The organism is Aneurinibacillus aneurinilyticus ATCC 12856, from assembly GCF_000466385.1.
Classification (GTDB): Bacteria; Bacillota; Bacilli; order Aneurinibacillales; family Aneurinibacillaceae; genus Aneurinibacillus; species Aneurinibacillus aneurinilyticus.
In genome coordinates this window covers 21,189-39,691 of record NZ_KE952775.1, presented here as the reverse complement: position 1 = coordinate 39,691, position 18,503 = coordinate 21,189, and the positions used below count along the sequence as shown (strand labels likewise).

Sequence of the window (18,503 nt, the reverse complement as noted above, 5' to 3'; positions counted from 1 at the left end):
TGGCATGAAGCAAGCAAAAAAATATCGACGAAGGATACCCATTAGTCTATGTATCCTCAGTCTTTGTACTGCATTTGCGCTCGCAGGCTGTACAAGCAAAGAAAGTCTGCCTACCGAACAGGAACTGTCGGCGAAAATTGCTGCGAAACAGGAACAAAAGCGGGAAAAACAAATGGCAGATACAAAAAAAGAACTGGACAGCTATTTCAACTCTCTTGCTGCTGAGGTCAAAGCTCTCGGCAATAGAAGAGAGGCGTTTTTTGCAGCTTTTTCTGGATTAAGCGAGAAAAAGCTAACGGAAAAGGAGGCACAGGCCCACGTCTCTTTCGCTGTCACCAGCTATGAAAAGGAGCTAAGCAACCTGACCGGGCTCAAGGTTCCACCATATGAGGAAATACAGCAGTTCCATAAAGAAATGTATCAGGCAATGGAAGCCTACATACCGGTTATGAAAAAAGCCGCCAAAGGGCTTCAAGATCGAAATGCTACCGCACTTAAAGAAGTAGAAAAACAAATGACATTGCTTGATAATCAGGCAAAAAAAGTGCTTGAAAAAACCACTAACTTACAAATACAAATTAATACAAACCAATAAAAGCAGGGCCTCGTCTTTTGGACAAGGCCCTGTTTCATAATGCCTTTATTCTTTATATTCGGGATAACCGGATACCTGATATAATTTATGCTCGGGAGTATATCGAATCGGAAGATGAATAACATAGCGCTTCATTGCACCGTTAACCACCACTGATGCTTCCAACTCTATATCGCCCGTATACTGGCTTTGCGCTGTCGTTTTCCTTACCCAGACCTGCTCCACTCGTTCTACACGGGGCCATGTTAGTTTTTCTGTTGCGATATCGGATGTTAGCTGTTCGTGCATTCGTGATTGCATGCCATCAGCGACAAGCCATTCCCTGCTGAACATTACAGCAAATGCCTTGGCCTCAGGGGTTGCCGCAGCGTGAATTTTCTGTGAAGGAATGAAGGTATTCTCTATGTAGGAAGAATTAAGCCGAATTAGGCCGGTCGCTCCACTATAAATAAGCACAAGCGTCGCAGCAACTCCGATTACCTGAATGGCACGAAGCCAAGCAGGACCTTGCCTCTGCTTTCGCCATTTTTTTAGCAGGCTTATCTTATTCTTGTCCTCCATTCGCAAACACTCCAGCTGTGCGCAGTGCACTTCATTTTTCCATGATACATATATTGGCAACATGTTTATTCTATCATGAACTTTGCGAAATTTCTATCAAAGGTCCTTGCTCCGTATTCTCACAAATCTACCAGCAATTCCGGCACGTACGTGTATCTCGCTCCTCAGTCCGTGTAATTCTAATGTTTTATTTAACACGTTTTTCCTTGATTATATAAATATAGCCATACGGTCCGGAACTTATTTTTCATGCAAAATTTTCACGATTCCTTGCTTGGCTTTTCTGGAATAGCCCGACGTTTTTTGTCACACAATACGTTTCGTAATGCATTTGCATTCATCAATTTACGCAAGGAGGAATCCTCGTATGGCAAAGCCGAAACCGGATAATCGTAAAGACAATGCGCAAAAGCTGAAGGAAATGGTGCAGAATACCATCGGTAATATTGAAGCAGCAGAAGAAACGATGAGCAATACGCATCTTAGCGATACGCAACGTCAACAGATCCGTGAAAAAAACGAGCGCCGTAGAGCAAGTATCGATTCCATGCGTAGTGAAATCAAAGACGAGGCACAGGCTCAGCAAAACCGGTATGAATAGCGGTTTTGCCTATACAGAAAGCCGGATATATCCGGCTTTCCCCTACATAACCAAACGTTCGCAAAATCGCACATAAAATAGACTGGACACCGTTTCTTGGTTCGCATATTATATAAATCGTGTGTGTAGATAAATATAACTAGTGGAGAAAATGAAAAACAGGAAGTGAATACAGTGAAAAACATTCAAGAAGCGTTATCCGCAGGTGAAACAATCGAATTAACTGACTTATTTAACGATCGTTTTCAGTGCGATGCTTCATTCGATCTGACGGAGTTGCTGAACAACGGACACGTAAAATATAACGGTGTGAAATTAACCCGGGAAGAAAGTCTGGAGATTATCAAGGCACTCAGAATCTTCGCCGCTTAATATACGCGAAAGCCCCTGCCGGTTCAGGCAGGGGCTCTTTTGTCTTGTCTTTTATTCTCAATCTTCAAAAACTGCCGATAGGATACTGCTAACAATCGAAAGCACAATGGAACCAAAAAATGCGGCAAAAAAGCTGTCCACATGAAATCCTGGCACAAGCTTACCGGTTAGCAATAGCAGAAGCGCATTAATGATAAGTGCGAATATACCTAACGTCAGAATTGTGACTGGCAGAGCTAAAAACTGCAGGATCGGGCGCAAAATCGCATTAATTAATCCAAGTACAAGCGCAGCAATGAAGGCAGCTGCTACACTATCGAACCAGATGGCATCAAATAGCCAGGCTACAATCAAAAGCGAGACGGCAGATAAAATCCAATGCCAAATCCATTTCATACTATCTTCTCCTTTCCGTTCCTTCTATTCTATCCCGGTCCAACGGGCAGTAAAACCCCCACTTCAAGTGCACTCCATGGGGTATAACTGCCCCCAAGACCCCGATAAGTAAAACTAGCCATCGGCAAGGAATGAGAACCCTAGGTTGATAGACGTTTTCTTTTATTGTATATGAAAATTAGGTGTCTGTTTCGTTTTTTCTTCCTTTATTTTGTCGGCTCCCATTTTGTTCATCTGCTTGCTCACCTTCCATAGAAATGACTTGTGCTTCCAATGGTCGGTTATACACGCTGATCGCATCTTCAGTTACATCCGGGCGTACTGTTTCATCCTGCGCTGCGCTGCGCATAATTTCTACGCTGAGCGGCAGATATTTAAACATGTGACGGATGACTGTTTTCTTGGCCATTTCTTCATAATCGGTTACCCAAGGACCGCTGTTATATGAACGGGAACGCATACGGCGTCTGTCGATTTCTTCTTTAGACATAAATTCAAACTGGTAACCGCCGTCCATAAAGTGTGCGACCGCATAGACGCCGATAAGCTCACCCCGCTCATTCATCGCTGGACGATGCGTAAGTGACGGGTGTAAGCCGTATTCGTATTCGAATTCATCATTAGTGTATACTTCATGTGCATATATACTCTTGATGTTCCCGGAACGGCGCGCCAGATCAATCATGCCTTTATAGCCGATAATAAATGTTGCTTCCCGTCCGTATGGAATGATATAGCATTGTCCAAGAAGCCCCGGTTCAAGACCAAGCTGTGCCGCCTGCATGACAGCGCCCAGAAGGGAAGGAATGGTACACTCTAATAGCTGGGGATTGGTGCGAATGGTCGTCAATGCGATGCGTAACAACCGATCCACATCCATATGTTTTGGCATCACACGGGCGATTTCAGGTTCCATCTTTTTTAGATAAGCGCCGATGGTCTGTGCCGGTGTTGGTGGGCTGCTGTGTGTTTCTTGTGCTTTTGCCTGCAATTTACTCTTCAAATCGTCTGCCATTGTATTGCCTCCTGTTACGTTTACGTAATTAAGAAACGACGTGACATCGTCGGACGGACGAACTGCTCATAAATATCTGGCCGCTTTTCCTTAAGTGCCTTCACATCTACAGTCCTGCGGGAGATATTCTTCCAGCTAATACGATGTTCATTCGTAATACCGGTCTCGTATCGGCCAATTAATGCTTTAAGCCGATTCTCGGCTTCCCTTTTGCGCGTTTCGGCTTCTTGTATATCTTGTTCCGCCTGTTCCCATTGACCAATCAACTCTTCGGCTTCATCCGGCAGCACCATAACGCTGTCCGTTTCCCCTTCAGGATACATTTGTCCAAGCAATTCTGTTGCTGCTTCGCTCCCATCCGGCAATGGAGGAATACGAGCGAGGACATGGCTATTCCAGAAATGCCCGCAGATTTGTACACTAAGCTCAATCAGCTCCTCATCCCGTTCTATAATATGGTAATGAAATGTATTGCCGCCGATAAGCACGGCAAACGCTCCCCATCTCAGACCTGTCACATACAAATACCATTGGAGCTGCAGCTGGTAGACCTCTGGAATTCCTTCCTCCTCCCATTCCTTGCGCATATATTCAGAGGCGGTTTTAATCTCAAGCACGCCGTTGCCGCGTTCAGCATCGAGAATGAGTCGGTCAATATTGCCGATGGCCCATTCTGTATCGGGATGTTGCAGAATCGCATTCCGGCGCTGTAATTTATACCCGGTCCTGCGGGAGAATTCGTCTGCAATAACTTCTTCAAGCACATGCCCGAAGTGCATCGCCTCCGTATTTTCCTTCTCCACTGTCTGTCCTACTTTCTCCAGATAGACAGCAATCGCCGATTTATGCTTATCCACGCCACAGATGGCCCCTACATCGCTTCCACTGATTCCCTTTCTGCGCCAGGCCAGCCACTCATCGTGCGCAAGATCGGTTGTATTTACAAGTCGTATTGCCTGCATGTTTCCTCCTTTGATTATTTTACGTTGCCGTTTCAGTTACTTCCTAACTATACTTTCCCCCTTTTTCCAATGGAAAAAACATATCATTCCGTGCTTTCGCACGATATGGTACGATACAACGAACAAAAGAGTCGCATCCTATGATATAGTTAAAAGGGTCTATTGTGCGGACAATATGAAAAATGCAGCAATAGCCAATTACATAATAGCGAGGAGAGACACATGTTCGATGTCGTCGGTTGACTTACACTCAAGTTTCTGGATGATTGCCCTCACTCTTTTCTTTATTAGCTACATTCTACTGCGTCGGCAAAAGGTGCGCGGTCAACTAATTACACACATGATACTGCGTCTGATCTATCTATTCGTACTTTATACAGGCATCAGACTCATAATACAATTAAACGCAATGCCGATTACGCTCGTAAAAGGCTCCCTTGCACTTATACTCATTGCTTTAATGGAATCCATTTTAGTCAGGGGAAAAAAAGGAATGCATATTCCCTTGCTCTGGATTTTATTCTTTATCGATATAGTCGCCGTATTTTATATAGGCTACGCCGTCATCGGCTAATATGTACACATAAAAAGAGTGCTGTTTATCTAACGGCACTCTTTTTCTTTTTGAATAGCGACCGATTTTTCACATTTCTTTGTGCTTAAAGACAAGGGTACGGTATAATCTTGTATAAACAAATCTTTACAATGCATATATTGCTTGGGTATGAGGAGGAAACGTATGCCACCAATTCCTGTTGTCATAGTAAGCGGCTTTCTGGGCAGTGGCAAAACAACACTGCTGCTTCGTCTATTACAAGAAGCGACCCGACACAATCTGCAATCTGCCGTTCTAATGAATGAACTTGGTACAATTGACGTAGACGGGCGCCTGGTTAATGCGACCATGCAAGAAAGACAAATCATGGAAAAATTGCTCGATGGCTGCATCTGCTGCAGCAAAAAAAGCGAGGTTATCGGCAGCATGGAAAAACTTCTGGCCCAGCAACCGGATGTTATTTTCATAGAACTAACTGGAGTGGCGAATCCTGAAGAAGTAATCGATATGCTGACGGAACCCCAATTAAAGGAAAAAGTTCGCTTCCATACGATCCTGACTACACTGGACTCCTATTATTACCTCGAATATACGAGCATCTTCGAGATAGACAGGCACCTGGTACGTACGGTCAAGCGCCAGGTAGAAGTTGCAGATATTATTATTGTCAACAAAACGGAGGATATGAAGGAAACTCACAAATCAAAATTACTGAAAGCGTTGCACAAACAGAACGAACGCTCACCGATTATATTTACAACCTATAGTGAGGTTGACCTAAGTTCTGTATTTGAAGCCATAACGCAGCTTCCGAAAGCCGGAAAATATAAAAAGCCACTATTCAATATCGTTTCCCCGGCACAGCCGCACAAACATGATCAGCACCCTGCCCATACGGAAACAGCCGAAGGATCATATTCCAGGGTACAGACATCTACCTTACCTGTACATGGAGCCATACAGGCAAAAAAACTGGAAAAACTGCTAAAGGCATATCATCCGTACTTATTGCGTGCCAAAGGCTATCTCCCTATTACAGGAAAAGACGGCATGTATCTCATGCAATACGCTGCCAAGCGAACAGAATGGGAGAAAATCGAAGACATCACGGATTGTTATCTAGTGCTTATCGGCATCGATTTGCCAGTAGAAGAAATCCACGAAAAATGGCATGAGCTGTTCCGGGAGACGGCAACACAGCAGTAAGCAAAGGAGTTTCACCATGAAGTCAGTACTTATTTTCATCATTCGTTTCTACCAACGGTTTATCTCGCCTCTCCTCCCTCCGTCCTGCCGCTTCTATCCAAGCTGCTCACATTACGGGTTGGAGGCGATTCAACGCTTCGGTGCGCTTAAAGGAGGATGGTTAACCGTTAAGCGCTTGCTGAAGTGTCATCCATTCCACCCAGGCGGCATAGATCCTGTCCCCGAGAAAAAAAAGCATAAATAAAAGAGACATGCCTAAATATGTCTCTTTTCCTCTTCTGCGTTCTTCAATTCTCTCATTCTTGCCTTGCCCCATTCATACATCATCTGGATAATTGGCATCAGGCTCTGACCTAGCTCAGTTAGTGAATATTCTACACGCGGTGGAACTTCCGGGTATACATGGCGCTGCACTACCTCATCCTCTTCAAGCTCACGCAGCTGATTTGTTAGCATTTTATGCGTAATTTTAGGAAATAGACGCTGAATCTCGCTGAAACGCAACGCACCGTCCACACCCAAGTGATATAAAATTACGATCTTCCACTTTCCGCTTATAATGGACAACGTTAATTCTTTCTCACAGTTAAAGTCTTTCTCCGCAATCCGTTTCTTAATATCTTTACGTAAATCGCCTGCCATTTTGCAACTCTCCTATCCGCATCCTTCTTCTATAGTATCTTTTATGATACCTACGCACAAAAAAGTGCGTTCTTCACGTTTCATCGCCAATACAGGTACAATCAACTATGCATAAAGCATTCTAACTAGAGAGGTGTTTCATTTATGACAAAAAAAGTATTGATTGTTACCGGCGATGCCGTTGAAGCCCTAGAAGCCTATTATCCTTATTATCGCGCACTTGAGCAAGGTTATGAGGCTGATATTGCCGCTCCAAACAAGAAAACCCTGCATACTGTTGTGCATGACTTTGAAGATTGGGAGACATTTACTGAGAAACGGGGCTATCAGCTAGAAGCAACCAAGGCTTTTGCCGAAATTCGTCCAGAAGACTATGACGGATTGATTATTCCAGGTGGACGAGCACCGGAGCATATCCGCATGCACGAAGATTTCTCACGCATCGTACGCCACTTCTTTGAAGCGGATAAACCAATTATGATTCTTTGTCACGCTAGCGTATCGCTTACCGTACTTCGTGACGTATTAAAAAATCGCGAGCTTACCGCATACATTGCATGCAAGCCAGAAGTCGAGGCATGCGGAGCTATCTATATAAATGAACAGTTCCATGTCGATCGAAATCTCATCTCCGGTCACGCCTGGAACAATCTTCCGGAATTAATGCGCGAATTCGTACGGCAAATGGAAGCGAAATAATGGAAAAACGGGGTGGTTCTGCCCCGTTTTTATTTATGTGCTTGATTTTTTTGCATATCCATGATTAATTTTATTGCAGGTACAAAACCAGCAATGGAACGAGGTGCAAAAAATGAACTTAGTAGAAAAAGAGAAAATGGAACGCAAGCTGCAAATTTATGAATATATTCTTGACCAGATTAACGAGGGCATTCATGTTATCGATGAAAATGGCGTATCGATTATATACAATGAAAAAATGTCTGAAATCGAAGCAATGAAAAAAGAAACAGTGCTTGGAAAAAACTTGCTTGATGTATTTACGTTTACTGAAGAGCAAGAAAGTACCCTGCTGCGTGCACTCCACCAGGGAGAAATGACAAAAAACGTCAAGCAAACGTACTTCAACGCAAAAGGCAAGCAAATAACAACGATTAACAATACATTCCCTATTCAGGAGCAAGGACAGGCAATCGCTGCGCTCGAACTCGCCAACGACATTACACGCATGGAGCATATGCTCCGCGAAAACTTTCTAAAGGATAAGGACACGCGCTATGTATTTGAGAGCATTATCGGAGAAAGCGCTGCCATTCGTGAAGTCATCGAAATGGGACGCCGCGCCGCCCGTACTTCCTCCTCCGTACTCATCGTCGGGGAAACCGGAACAGGTAAAGAATTGTTCGCCCAGAGCATCCACAATGACAGCTCTCGTTCATCTGGCCCATTCATCTCCCAGAACTGTGCGGCATTGCCGGAACACCTTATTGAAGGGCTTCTGTTCGGCACAAAACGCGGCGCATTTACAGGGGCGATTGAACGGCCAGGCTTATTCGAACAAGCGCGTGGCGGCACGCTCCTGCTTGATGAGATTAATTCGATGAGTCCTCCCCTGCAGGCCAAACTGCTGCGTGCCCTACAGGAGAAGAAGATTCGCCGCATCGGCGATACAAAAGATATGGAGATTGATGTACGTATCATTGCGACAATGAATGAAGATCCGATCGACGCAATCGCCGGTGATCGCCTGCGTAAAGACTTGTATTATCGGCTTGGCGTAGTCACCCTGTTCATTCCACCCCTTCGGGAACGCAAACCTGATATTGAACGATTGGCCTTTCACTTTATCCAGAAATACAATCGATTATTCGATATGAATGTAGAGAGCATCGACCCGGACGTACTGGATTCCTTTCGTGAATACGGTTGGCCAGGCAACGTACGGGAACTTGAACATGCAATCGAAGGAACAATGAACTTCATTGCCGATGAGACGGAAATCGGCATGCAGCATTTACCTCATCATATCCGGCGAAAGCTATTGCACCTATCAAAAGTCGAAGCCGAAGATATTCCGGTATGCGACGTAAGTCCGTTGCCTGTTGAAGCAAAAGCGAAAGAGACGGACACAAGCTTCGATCATGTCCCACATGACCTGAAAAGCCGCATGGCGGCATTCGAAAAAAAATACATCCGCCAGGTCATCGAGAAGAACAACAACAATGTATCACGGGCGGCCCGTGAACTCGGCATTAGCCGACAAAGCCTGCAGTATCGTATGCGCAAATACGGGATGGGCTTTACGCTTGATAGCTAATTGGTTCTATGTGAACGTATCTGCAAAGGCAAGCAAGGCTGCCGCTTCTTCGTTCCGCTTTTTTTTGGTCGGCGTTCCCATCACGACAGCGATCAATCGCCCCAGCTTCGGATGTGGGGCGGTAACACACAGGCAATATTTCGCACGGGGCGTATACCCGGTCTTTAATCCATCGACACCGGGATACGTCCCGAGCAGCGTATTTGTATTGCGAAGCAAATGATTTGTGCGTCCGTTTCGTCGTACGATCATGCGTTTACGCGAAGTGATGCGTAATACTTCTTTATGCCGAATAAGCTCACGTGCGATGGCACACATATCAGAAGCGGTAGAATAATGATCCTGAACAGATAAGCCGTGCGGATTGCGAAATTGCGTATTCATAAGCCCAAGACGTACGGCTCTTTCATTCATTCGTTTTACGAATGATGGAACGCTTCCGGCCACATGTTCAGCCAACGCGACGGCGGCGTCATTTCCAGACGCGATTAGAAGTCCTGTCAAAAGAGCATGGACGGTAATCCGTTCCCCAGCACGGAGTTTCATACTAGACCCGCGAACAGCGGCGGCCCGACGGCTCACCCGAACTTGTTCCCTAAGTGAAGATTTTATGTCAACTGCTCGTTCGATTACAAGCAGTGCAGTCATCATTTTGGTCATGCTAGCGGGAGGCAATGGATTGTGGGCATTCTTCTCCCACAATATCTGTCCATTCCCCGTATCCATAAGACAAGCTGCCCTGGCAGTAAGCGGCAAAGACATACTAGCTTCCTTCCGACTCATGTCAACTGCTTCCACCCTTTGCTTTTTGCCCGTTTCTTTACATACTGTACCGTTTTCTCTAACCCGATTTTGTGAGAGGCTTTGAGCAGGATGACCGTGTTCGGTTTCAAACAGGCAAGAATTGAACGGCGTAGCGTAGCTTCCGTCTCGAACATCCTAATTCTATTAGCCGGAAAACCGGAACGTATAGCACCTGATGCAATAAGCCTCGCCTTTTTACCATACGTATATAAATAATCAATGTCGGCATCTGCTACATATTTCCCAACTTCTTCATGGGCTTTGGACGAATATTTGCCCATCGCAAGCATCGTACCCAACACAGCGATCTTCGTTTCCCCGTCCATTTTGCTCAATACGTCAAGCGCAGCCCGTACAGCGTTAGGATTAGCGCTGCATGAATCGTCAATCAATGTAAGCCCCCTTCCATAACGGAAGACATTCAGACGGTGGGGCGTCCGCTTGTACGAAGCAAGCCCGGAGCGTATTTCTTTCGATGTAAATCCAAGTGCGTGGGCGATGGCAATGGCATTCAATGCATTATACACATTGTGTTCCCCGTAAATCGGAATATAAAACGATTGCAGTTTCTTGTCAAGCTGTACATCGAACCCCATTCCGCCCTTCTTATAATGAATATTGACCGCTTGGAAATCCGCTTTCTTGTGAATTCCAACGGTAACAATCGTCCCCTGAAATGCTTTTGTTTCTAGCAGTTCAGAATTCAAATCGTCCGCATTTGTCACCAAATAGCCCGTTTGCTTCATATACTTTATCAATTCCGATTTTGCCTGGGCGATGCCATGTACACTTCCCCCTACATTTCCGATGTGCGCTGTGCCGACATTCGTAACAACACTCATATTGGGCTGGATGAACTGACAATGCTTTCGGATTTGTCCACGTGCACCCATGCCGAATTCAAGTACTGCAGCACGGTGAAACGGGCGAATCCGCTTCGCATTGTGCGCAGAGCACGTATGCTGGTTGAAGCTGCGGTATGAGGCAAAAATACGCCATCTTGTTCTTAAAATAGAGGCAATCATTTCTTTTGTCGTTGTTTTTCCGGCGCTACCGGTAATGGCAATGACAGGCTTACTCAAAATAAGCGTTTTAGGCACATCAATCCTCTCCTCTGTCTGCGCTGCAAAACTTGTTTACCACAATGTATGCAGCAGGTGAAAAAAAGCGTGTGCTACACATCGCCTTTTCATCTTTTACAAAGCCGGAAAAAATAAAAAAAGCTATTACGGATATACAACGGATTAGCTTTTTATGAAATCGTTAAAAATATGGTAGGATAAGAATTGAACTACATAAAGGAGGAGAGAACATGGCAAATCATCTCGCAGAAGATACAACACTCAGCAACGGTGTCAAAATGCCCTGGCTCGGCCTTGGAGTATGGAAATCGAAGGAAGGCAGCGAAGTAGAAAACGCAGTCAAGTCGGCTATAAAAGCAGGATATCGCAGCATAGATACTGCGGCAGTCTACGGCAATGAAACAGGGGTCGGCAAGGCTATTCAGGAATGCGGCGTGTCACGTGAAGAACTATTTATCACCACGAAAGTGTGGAATGCAGACCAGGGTTACGATTCTACGCTACAAGCATTCGAGACAAGCCTGAACAAGCTGGGCCTCGAATATCTTGACCTGTATCTCATTCACTGGCCTGTTAAAGGAAAATATAAAGATACATGGCGTGCCCTCGAGAAATTGTATACAGAAGAACGGGTGCGTGCCATCGGCGTCAGCAACTTCCAGCCGCACCATCTTGAAGATTTGATGGCAGACAGCGAGATTACGCCTATGGTTAATCAGGTGGAGTTTCATCCTCTCCTCAACCAGGAAGAACTGCGCACTTTCTGCAAAAAACATGGAATTCAAATGGAAGCATGGAGCCCATTGGGACAAGGTGGCGATCTGCTGAAGCATCCGATACTGACCGAAATCGGAGACAAATACGGAAAAACGGCGGCTCAGGTTATTTTGCGCTGGGATCTGCAGCATGAAGTCGTTACAATTCCAAAATCTGTGCATGAAGAACGAATTATTCAGAATGCAGATGTATTCAACTTCACATTATCGACGGAAGATATGAAGCGAATCGATGCACTTAACGAGAACAAACGCATCGGTCCTGATCCGGATAATTTCGATTTTTAAGCATAGGAAAGGAACACACGTATGAATAGGAAGCAGATATTGAGTATGATACATCTGCGGAATTTCTTTCTATCACTGTCGATAAGAGAATCGGATATAAAGTGCAATTTATGATGCAAATAATATAACGGGGGCCAGGCAATAAAACACGCCCGGCCCCTCACTTTTATTTCGGTCTACATTAATATTTTTGTTACTACATAATACCAACCCCATTTTCCGATTAAACAAAAAAAGAGGAAGTTTAATGGCAAACAAGGCTCAAGAAAGATATGATAAATAATATAAACACAGAGATAGAGGAGCCATGCATATGATTATTTTGAAAACTGCAAGAGAAATCTCACTAATGAAGGAAGCGGGAGAAATTCTCGCAGCTTGCCACAAAAAAATCGCTTCCTTAATCGAGCCGGGCATTACAACAAGGGAAATCGATAACTTCACGGAAAAATTTCTGAAAAAGCATAAAGCAACCCCTGAGCAAAAAGGATACCGCGGCTTTCCGTTTGCTACCTGCGCCTCCGTTAACGATGTCATCGCACATGGATTTCCAAGCAAAACACCGCTCAAAGACGGCGATATTGTCACCATTGATATGGTAGTCAACCTGAACGGCTGGCTGGCAGACTCAGCCTGGACATATCCGGTTGGTACGATTTCCGCAGAAGCACAGCGGCTATTAACAGTGACTCGTGAATGTCTGAATTTGGGCATAGAAAAAGCTCTTGTAGGAAACCGGATCGGTGATGTAACGCACGCCATTCAAACTCATGCAGAAGGAGCAGGTTTCTCGGTTGTACGCGACCTGCTCGGACACGGCATCGGGCAATCGATGCATGAAGAGCCTACATTCATGCACGTAGGCAAACCGGGAAAAGGCGCCCGTCTGAAGGAAGGCATGGTCTTTACCATTGAACCGATGATTAATGTCGGTACGTATAAAATGTATGTTGAAGACGATGGCTGGACGGCACGAACGCTTGATGGGAGCCTGTCGGCGCAGTATGAACATACTATCGCTATTACAAAAGACGGCCCGCTCATCTTGACACAGCAATAATAAAAAACTCGCGGGTGTTGCTACCTTTATTCAAGCTTGACACCAGCCAAATTATTGCACAGGCAACCACCCCGCGAGTTATTCTTTGCTTACTAAAGAAAAGAACGGGACATTTTTTATGTAGTGCTAAATACTACGATTTCGAATCATAAAAATAATGTTCAGCCCTTAGCTCCGCTCCTAATTCCAGAATCCCATATGAAAATTGAGGTTGCCGCCGTTTATCCGTAGGAGAACCCGGATTGAATAACAGCACGCCTTCAACTTCCCGCATCAGCGGGGTATGAGAATGGCCGAAAATAATAATATCAACCTCTTCTGCTGCAAATGCCTCTTGTGCTCTACGTTCCGTTGTTTTGCTCTTCCCGTCTCCATGCACTAGGCCAATATGGAATCCTTTATATACAAGCACCTTTTTACGTCCAAACCTGGAAACGATCTCCTCCCCGTCGTTATTTCCAGCTACACCTTCCACTGGTGCGATCGTTTCAAGTTGTGTGATAACCTCAGGCGATGTGAAATCCCCAGCATGCAAAATAAGCTCGACACCGTGTAAACCTTGTATGAGTGCTTCGGGTAACTGCTTCGCTCGTGACGGCATGTGTGTATCTGCAACAACTCCAATACGCATTCAGCCTTCCTCCTTATAATCTTGTGAATATATGAAAAAAGTCGCCAACAAAGGCGACTTTAACCGATTTATCAAAACATTCCTTTAGTCAAAACCACATACAATGTACCGACAATTAATACAATGTCAGCGAGCACGAAAGTGCCAATAAGTACTTTTTTTACGGTGCTAGCTTCGTTCATATCATGTACCCCCTTACAAGCAATCACAAATCAATAAGACCATTATCTATATTTATAACATAATTCACATACTAAACTGAGTAATTTCTGTTACAAAATTTCTAATTCGTATAAATACCAAGAAGCCGGGATTTCAGCCGACCATAAAATTCTTCAAACGTAAGCAGCAGGCTATCCGGATAGTAAATGAAGTATATGGTAAGTTATTATAAGTAAGAGCAAAAAAAAACATGTAAGCTGGAACAATATAGCAAAAAGCCACCTTCTAAACTAAATAGCTATTGTAGAGGTGGCTGATTTTTTCACATATATGTAATGGTTCATTTATTGAGAATCCTGATTCTAGCTCCCGGCTGCAGCATTTCTATTCTGTCACCGCGAAGAAGATCACCGTATATATGAATACCGCTTATCCAATCTTCTCCGTTGCTTACCCTAATTTCTTTTCCATCGGCGAGCGGCATTGTCCCGTTTTCTAATCGAATCGCAGGAAAACCGTCAGCGTCCCAGGAAAACGTCCCTTCAACATGATAGTTCATATCTTATCCCTCGCTTTATATGTCCTTATAACAAGTGTACTTCGATAGAGTAAAAGAAAACATGGCGAGGGGATGATTTTTTCATGATAATGGATTGAATATTCTGATAATAATTCAAAAAGCAAGGAGTCATCATTGAACATATGTTCTTTTCCTTGCTTTTCATTATGCATCCTGTTATCCTACTCTAAATCCAGCATATAGCCGTAACGGGATACGGTAACAATGCGTTCCCCATAACTGCCCAGCTTTTTACGCAAGCGATAAATAAGGGCATTAATCTCATCTCTTCCAACATCAGGAGCCTTCTGGCTTTCATCCGTTATTCTCTCTGGCCATATCTTTACCTTAATCTCATCATAGCTGACCGCCTGGTTTCGCTTCTGATACAGCATAATAAGCAGTTCCGTATGCTTGCCTGATAGAAGTAAGGGGCACCCATCAATCAAGATTTCCCGTCTTTCCGGATAAACGACCAGCCCTTGCGGTTCTGCCTGCATCTTCAACAAAGGATTTGTAAATTCCAGAGTTGGCTCCAGTTCAATTTCGTTATTGTTAACGAAAGTGAGGAGCACGACACCCTGAGCTAAATTAACTTTATCGCTGTTTTTCAGTATGTACGGCCGATTTTGTTCAATTTCATAGCCGTTTACCTGTACCCCATGCTTGCTTGCCAGATCCGTAATGGTAAACTGACCGTTCTCAAAGCGAATCGCGGCATGTCTTCGGGAAATATACGGACTTGTGAACGTAACATCCGGCGCATTCTCTCTGCCGATACGCCCTAACAGTAACTCTCCTTCCTGCAGCGGAACAAGTTCTTTTTCTCGATGAGGCTCGCCCTTGTCAATTCGCAAAAAAACCCCTTCCGTCACTCTCTTCACCTCTGACATATATAAATCTGCTTTGATACATCAGCACGCTTCCTCGAATTAAAAGCTGTCAAGGTATGCCAACAATACTGTTTTACGCGATAAGTGGCTTTGTGTCAACTTTCTATCTGCTGATTCAGCCGTAGCATAGAGCCAATAAGAAAGGCAACACGAAGTCGTAGTGTATCATTCGGGCTTTTCACACTATATCCGAGAATCTCTTCGCACTTATTCAGACGGTATGCCACAGTATTCCGGTGTAGAAAAAGTTGTTTAGCCGTCTCACCAACCTGGCAATGGTTATCCAAATATACCGCCAGCGTACGGGCCAACTCTGCCTTCTCCGTTTCATCAGGTTCTGCCAGTTCTTTCAACGTACCGCGATAGAAATTGTCCAACGTCTCAGCAGGAATCAAGCGAAGAACATCGACTAACTCTTTCATCCTATAGGATTCAATAAAGCCGATTTTACGGGAGGCATAGCCCATTTGCAATGCCTCTAATGCCTTTTGGAAGCTATATGCAATGTCTGATAATCGATCCGCTTCGCTGCCGATACCGAATGAAAGATTGATCTGAAAGTTTCTTTCCGCTTCCTCCTGAATAGTCGTTAAAATCTGTATCAGTTCCCGCTTATCCTCCTTGTTCCTCTCCACAAGAGGAACCAAAATGACAAAGTATTCACTTTTTGTAAACAAAACAGCGTCTTCTTCCCGGTGCGCCAGCACCTCTTCCATCTTTTCATACAATCGATCTTTAAATCCGCGGATTTGCTCCTCTTTATGGATGAATGTTTTGCTGTATAGCTTTGAACTGTCATCTACTTTAGCCACAATGCATTGATAGGCCCTGTTTTTATGCAGCCCATAACGCTTGCCGCGGCTGGCGATTTCTTCCTCCGAACGGGTTACCTCGTCAAGTACATCGCTTAAAAATTCATTTTTTGCACGGCGCATATGCTCCTCTAATGCGTACTGCTTCATAAAATCAAAGCCAAATACGTTGGCGGCCTGCTTAATGGCCTGTAAGGAAAGCGCCTCGTCTTCCCCTATTACCCCCGGAACAGCGATAAACCCACGACGCTGCTGCCCCGTATCAAACGAAAATAAGGTTACCTCTTCTCCTGTTTTCTCCGGAACCACACACAGGGAAAACCAGGCCGGGAAGTCTGTGTGTTTCGCTTTCTTCTCCATAACGCTCTGTAGCTGTGCCTTAAAACCTGTCAGGAAGCGGCTATGACTTCCGTCCGGATATGCCTCAGCCAGCAGACGGGCCCGATGATCATACAGGAGTACCGGTTTGCATATAACAGAAGACAATGCAGCCGTCACATCAGCAATGCCATGTCCACCCATGACAAGACGGCTGAATCGTTTATTCATATCTAACGCATAACTTAATTCTTCTGTCTGGGTATTTAGGATACGGCTAATAATTTGGGCGGATACATCTCCAAGTTCTACGTCGAGTGGAATCTCGATAATAGGAAAGCCCAGACGCTCGCCGGCTTCAAGCGCCAGTGTCGGAATTTCATCAAGAAACCGTTTTGTCTTGATACCCAGACCGGCGCATCCCTTTTCGGCCATACGGGTAACAAGTTTACTGATTTCATGCGGTGCCTCTTTCATCGCGTACGCAGTCGTCAACAGCAAGGTATTCGGTCGTAAAAAGCCAATAATATCAGGTGCATCCATCATATTTACATTTTCCACCATACGCGTCAGGCCTGAACAGCCTGCAACTACAGATGCATTTGCAAGAAGCGGAATTCTTAACACATCCGCCATATCCATTCATTTCACCATCCTACGTTCTGCCTTTTTCCCTGGCAAAAAACAAAGCGAAAACACCAATCATAAGTAAGCCTGCAGACAGGTAAAACCCGATTTCCATGCTACCTAGACGATCAGCTAAATACCCCGTAAGATAGGGAGCAAAAATTGTTGAGCTCATCGCAACAAAATTATAAACGCCAAAAGCGGTTCCATATAATTCTTTTGGTGCATTATCCGCAACAAATGCGATGAGAACAGGGTCAAGCGCTAATTTTCCTGTAAGTCCATAGCAAATAAGCGCAATGATAATCCAGACGGGATTATGGGAATAAGCAAGGATTAAAGTAGACAACGCCGCACACGGAATCAGTATCGCCATTAGCAACTTACGCTTGCCTAAACGGTCGCAAAGCCAGCTGAAGGCCAGAGCACCAGGCAATGAAGCCCAGGCAAGCAAAGAAGAGACCACACCGGCTTCACTGCCGTCAAATTCCCGTTCTGTCTGCAAATAATACGGTAACCATGTCACCATAACAGAAAATCCGTACAAAGAACAAAACGATACGGCATAGCTAACAAGAAGATTGCGGTTCGTAAACAGCGTCTTCATCGAGGGAGTAGCCGCGAATGAATCGGATGTTTCGATGTTCTTTGTTTTTTCCTTGCGCATGTTTGGTTCTTCTTTTATAATCACCCACATAATTAAACTTACCATAATGGTCAAAGCTGCGAAAAGATAGAAGGAAATTCGCCAGCTGTATCCTTGAGAAAGTGTAAAATAGCTTGAAACCATAAACCCTAGCGAAAGACCGAACGCACCGCCACTATTAATAATTGCGCTGCCAAGCGTACGGTATTTTCCCGGGAGAGCCTGTGAAGATAACGCAAACTGTGGCCCATAATACGTTCCCTGTCCTATGCCTGAAAGCGTCCATGCGCCAATCGCTATCCATAAGCTTTCTGCAGCACCTGTTATAGCAAGACAGACACCTGACAAGAAAAAACCCGGGATAAGAACCCATTTTTTCGAAAAAGTGTCTCCAAGAATACCTGATGGAATCTGGACAACAGTATATGCCAAAAAGAACAAGCTGTTCATCAATCCGATCTGGGCGTTGGTCATTCCAAAATCAGCTTTTACCTCTCCGATTACTGGTGTGAGAATGGCCCGGTTGCCATAAATAAATAACCAGCTTACGAAGAAAAGGGCCACGATTTTGGCCCAATAAGGAATCGTGCGCCGGGCATAAGCCTCTGCTGTTGACTGTGCTTTCAACTGTCTCCCTCCCTTTCGGTTCTCTTCTTTTCTTTCA

22 protein-coding genes are annotated in these 18,503 nt (G+C 44.7%); 10 read left to right on the top strand and 12 right to left on the bottom strand.

The genetic code is table 11. The features are described 5' to 3' along the window. The first annotated feature begins 4 nt into the window (after positions 1 to 4). Positions 5 to 595, top strand: coding sequence for a hypothetical protein (locus HMPREF0083_RS10710; RefSeq protein ID WP_021621355.1), 591 nt, complete (start codon positions 5 to 7; stop codon positions 593 to 595). Between the two features lie 45 nt (positions 596 to 640). On the opposite strand, the gene HMPREF0083_RS10705 is transcribed toward HMPREF0083_RS10710, so the two are convergent. Beyond that, on the bottom strand, positions 641 to 1,156 hold the full coding sequence (locus HMPREF0083_RS10705) for a hypothetical protein (protein ID WP_040302353.1): 516 nt from the start codon (positions 1,154 to 1,156) through the stop codon (positions 641 to 643). 367 nt (positions 1,157 to 1,523) lie between these two features. On the opposite strand from HMPREF0083_RS10705, the gene tlp reads away from it, so the two are divergent. Continuing rightward, a complete protein-coding gene (gene tlp, locus HMPREF0083_RS10700; RefSeq protein WP_021621352.1) occupies positions 1,524 to 1,757 on the top strand; it encodes a small acid-soluble spore protein Tlp in 234 nt (77 codons plus the stop codon). Between the two features lie 174 nt (positions 1,758 to 1,931). Continuing rightward, positions 1,932 to 2,129 carry a hypothetical protein gene (locus tag HMPREF0083_RS10695; protein ID WP_040302352.1) on the top strand — a complete coding sequence of 66 codons (198 nt, stop codon included), beginning with the start codon at positions 1,932 to 1,934 and terminating at the stop codon, positions 2,127 to 2,129. 57 nt (positions 2,130 to 2,186) lie between these two features. Here HMPREF0083_RS10695 and HMPREF0083_RS10690 read toward each other — a convergent pair whose 3' ends face one another. From HMPREF0083_RS10690 to HMPREF0083_RS10680, 3 genes are all read right to left on the bottom strand, one after another. Then, positions 2,187 to 2,525: a phage holin family protein gene (locus HMPREF0083_RS10690; RefSeq protein ID WP_021621350.1), complete on the bottom strand. Its 339-nt coding sequence runs from the start codon at positions 2,523 to 2,525 to the stop codon at positions 2,187 to 2,189. A 178-nt stretch (positions 2,526 to 2,703) separates the two neighbouring features. Further along, complete coding sequence (gene recT / locus HMPREF0083_RS10685) at positions 2,704 to 3,540, bottom strand: recombination protein RecT (protein WP_021621349.1); 837 nt, start codon at positions 3,538 to 3,540, stop codon at positions 2,704 to 2,706. Positions 3,541 to 3,560: 20 nt separating this feature from the next. After that, positions 3,561 to 4,502 (bottom strand): YqaJ viral recombinase family nuclease, encoded by a 942-nt coding sequence (locus HMPREF0083_RS10680; RefSeq protein WP_021621348.1) that lies wholly within the window; start codon positions 4,500 to 4,502, stop codon positions 3,561 to 3,563. 229 nt (positions 4,503 to 4,731) lie between these two features. Here HMPREF0083_RS10680 and HMPREF0083_RS28725 point away from each other — a divergent pair, with 229 nt between their 5' ends. The 3 genes from HMPREF0083_RS28725 (at position 4,732) to yidD (ending at position 6,508) form a co-directional block, all read left to right on the top strand. Next, complete coding sequence (locus HMPREF0083_RS28725; RefSeq protein WP_040302351.1) at positions 4,732 to 5,076, top strand: DUF1516 family protein; 345 nt, start codon at positions 4,732 to 4,734, stop codon at positions 5,074 to 5,076. A gap of 165 nt (positions 5,077 to 5,241) precedes the next feature. Further along, positions 5,242 to 6,264: a CobW family GTP-binding protein gene (locus HMPREF0083_RS10670; RefSeq protein WP_040302350.1), complete on the top strand. Its 1,023-nt coding sequence runs from the start codon at positions 5,242 to 5,244 to the stop codon at positions 6,262 to 6,264. Positions 6,265 to 6,280: 16 nt separating this feature from the next. Beyond that, a complete protein-coding gene (yidD, locus tag HMPREF0083_RS27180) occupies positions 6,281 to 6,508 on the top strand; it encodes a membrane protein insertion efficiency factor YidD (protein ID WP_021621345.1) in 228 nt (75 codons plus the stop codon). A gap of 11 nt (positions 6,509 to 6,519) precedes the next feature. On the opposite strand, the gene HMPREF0083_RS10665 is transcribed toward yidD, so the two are convergent. Then, the gene (locus HMPREF0083_RS10665; RefSeq protein WP_021621344.1) at positions 6,520 to 6,906 is read right to left on the bottom strand and encodes a winged helix-turn-helix transcriptional regulator; all 387 of its coding nucleotides are present in this window, start codon (positions 6,904 to 6,906) and stop codon (positions 6,520 to 6,522) included. Positions 6,907 to 7,050: 144 nt separating this feature from the next. Between HMPREF0083_RS10665 and HMPREF0083_RS10660 the strand changes: the two genes are divergently transcribed. Next, on the top strand, positions 7,051 to 7,605 hold the full coding sequence (locus HMPREF0083_RS10660) for a DJ-1/PfpI family protein (RefSeq protein WP_021621343.1): 555 nt from the start codon (positions 7,051 to 7,053) through the stop codon (positions 7,603 to 7,605). A gap of 112 nt (positions 7,606 to 7,717) precedes the next feature. After that, positions 7,718 to 9,181, top strand: a complete 1,464-nt coding sequence (locus HMPREF0083_RS10655) for a sigma-54 interaction domain-containing protein (protein WP_040302349.1) — start codon at positions 7,718 to 7,720, stop codon at positions 9,179 to 9,181. 6 nt (positions 9,182 to 9,187) lie between these two features. Here the strand turns inward: HMPREF0083_RS10655 and HMPREF0083_RS10650 are convergent, their stop codons facing one another. Both HMPREF0083_RS10650 and HMPREF0083_RS10645 read right to left on the bottom strand, forming a co-directional pair. Further along, positions 9,188 to 9,964 carry a D-alanyl-D-alanine carboxypeptidase family protein gene (locus HMPREF0083_RS10650; protein WP_021621341.1) on the bottom strand — a complete coding sequence of 259 codons (777 nt, stop codon included), beginning with the start codon at positions 9,962 to 9,964 and terminating at the stop codon, positions 9,188 to 9,190. After that, positions 9,961 to 11,085, bottom strand: coding sequence for a UDP-N-acetylmuramoyl-tripeptide--D-alanyl-D-alanine ligase (locus HMPREF0083_RS10645; RefSeq protein ID WP_021621340.1), 1,125 nt, complete (start codon positions 11,083 to 11,085; stop codon positions 9,961 to 9,963). The genes HMPREF0083_RS10650 and HMPREF0083_RS10645 overlap by 4 nt, the downstream gene beginning before the upstream one ends. 212 nt (positions 11,086 to 11,297) lie before the next feature. Between HMPREF0083_RS10645 and HMPREF0083_RS10640 the strand changes: the two genes are divergently transcribed. Then, a complete protein-coding gene (locus tag HMPREF0083_RS10640; RefSeq protein ID WP_021621339.1) occupies positions 11,298 to 12,131 on the top strand; it encodes an aldo/keto reductase in 834 nt (277 codons plus the stop codon). A gap of 313 nt (positions 12,132 to 12,444) precedes the next feature. Beyond that, entirely contained in the window at positions 12,445 to 13,191 is a 747-nt protein-coding gene (gene map / locus HMPREF0083_RS10635) for a type I methionyl aminopeptidase (RefSeq protein ID WP_040302347.1), read from the top strand. A gap of 133 nt (positions 13,192 to 13,324) precedes the next feature. Here map and HMPREF0083_RS10630 read toward each other — a convergent pair whose 3' ends face one another. The 5 genes from HMPREF0083_RS10630 to HMPREF0083_RS10610 form a co-directional block, all read right to left on the bottom strand. Then, positions 13,325 to 13,822: a metallophosphoesterase family protein gene (locus tag HMPREF0083_RS10630; RefSeq protein ID WP_021621336.1), complete on the bottom strand. Its 498-nt coding sequence runs from the start codon at positions 13,820 to 13,822 to the stop codon at positions 13,325 to 13,327. A 502-nt stretch (positions 13,823 to 14,324) separates the two neighbouring features. Beyond that, positions 14,325 to 14,543: a hypothetical protein gene (locus HMPREF0083_RS10625; protein ID WP_021621334.1), complete on the bottom strand. Its 219-nt coding sequence runs from the start codon at positions 14,541 to 14,543 to the stop codon at positions 14,325 to 14,327. Positions 14,544 to 14,725: 182 nt separating this feature from the next. Then, positions 14,726 to 15,436 carry an FHA domain-containing protein gene (locus HMPREF0083_RS10620; RefSeq protein ID WP_021621332.1) on the bottom strand — a complete coding sequence of 237 codons (711 nt, stop codon included), beginning with the start codon at positions 15,434 to 15,436 and terminating at the stop codon, positions 14,726 to 14,728. Positions 15,437 to 15,531: 95 nt separating this feature from the next. Further along, on the bottom strand, positions 15,532 to 17,208 hold the full coding sequence (locus HMPREF0083_RS10615) for a PucR family transcriptional regulator (protein ID WP_021621331.1): 1,677 nt from the start codon (positions 17,206 to 17,208) through the stop codon (positions 15,532 to 15,534). 13 nt (positions 17,209 to 17,221) lie between these two features. Then, on the bottom strand, positions 17,222 to 18,466 hold the full coding sequence (locus HMPREF0083_RS10610; protein WP_021621330.1) for an MFS transporter: 1,245 nt from the start codon (positions 18,464 to 18,466) through the stop codon (positions 17,222 to 17,224). Between the last annotated feature and the right edge of the window lie 37 nt (positions 18,467 to 18,503).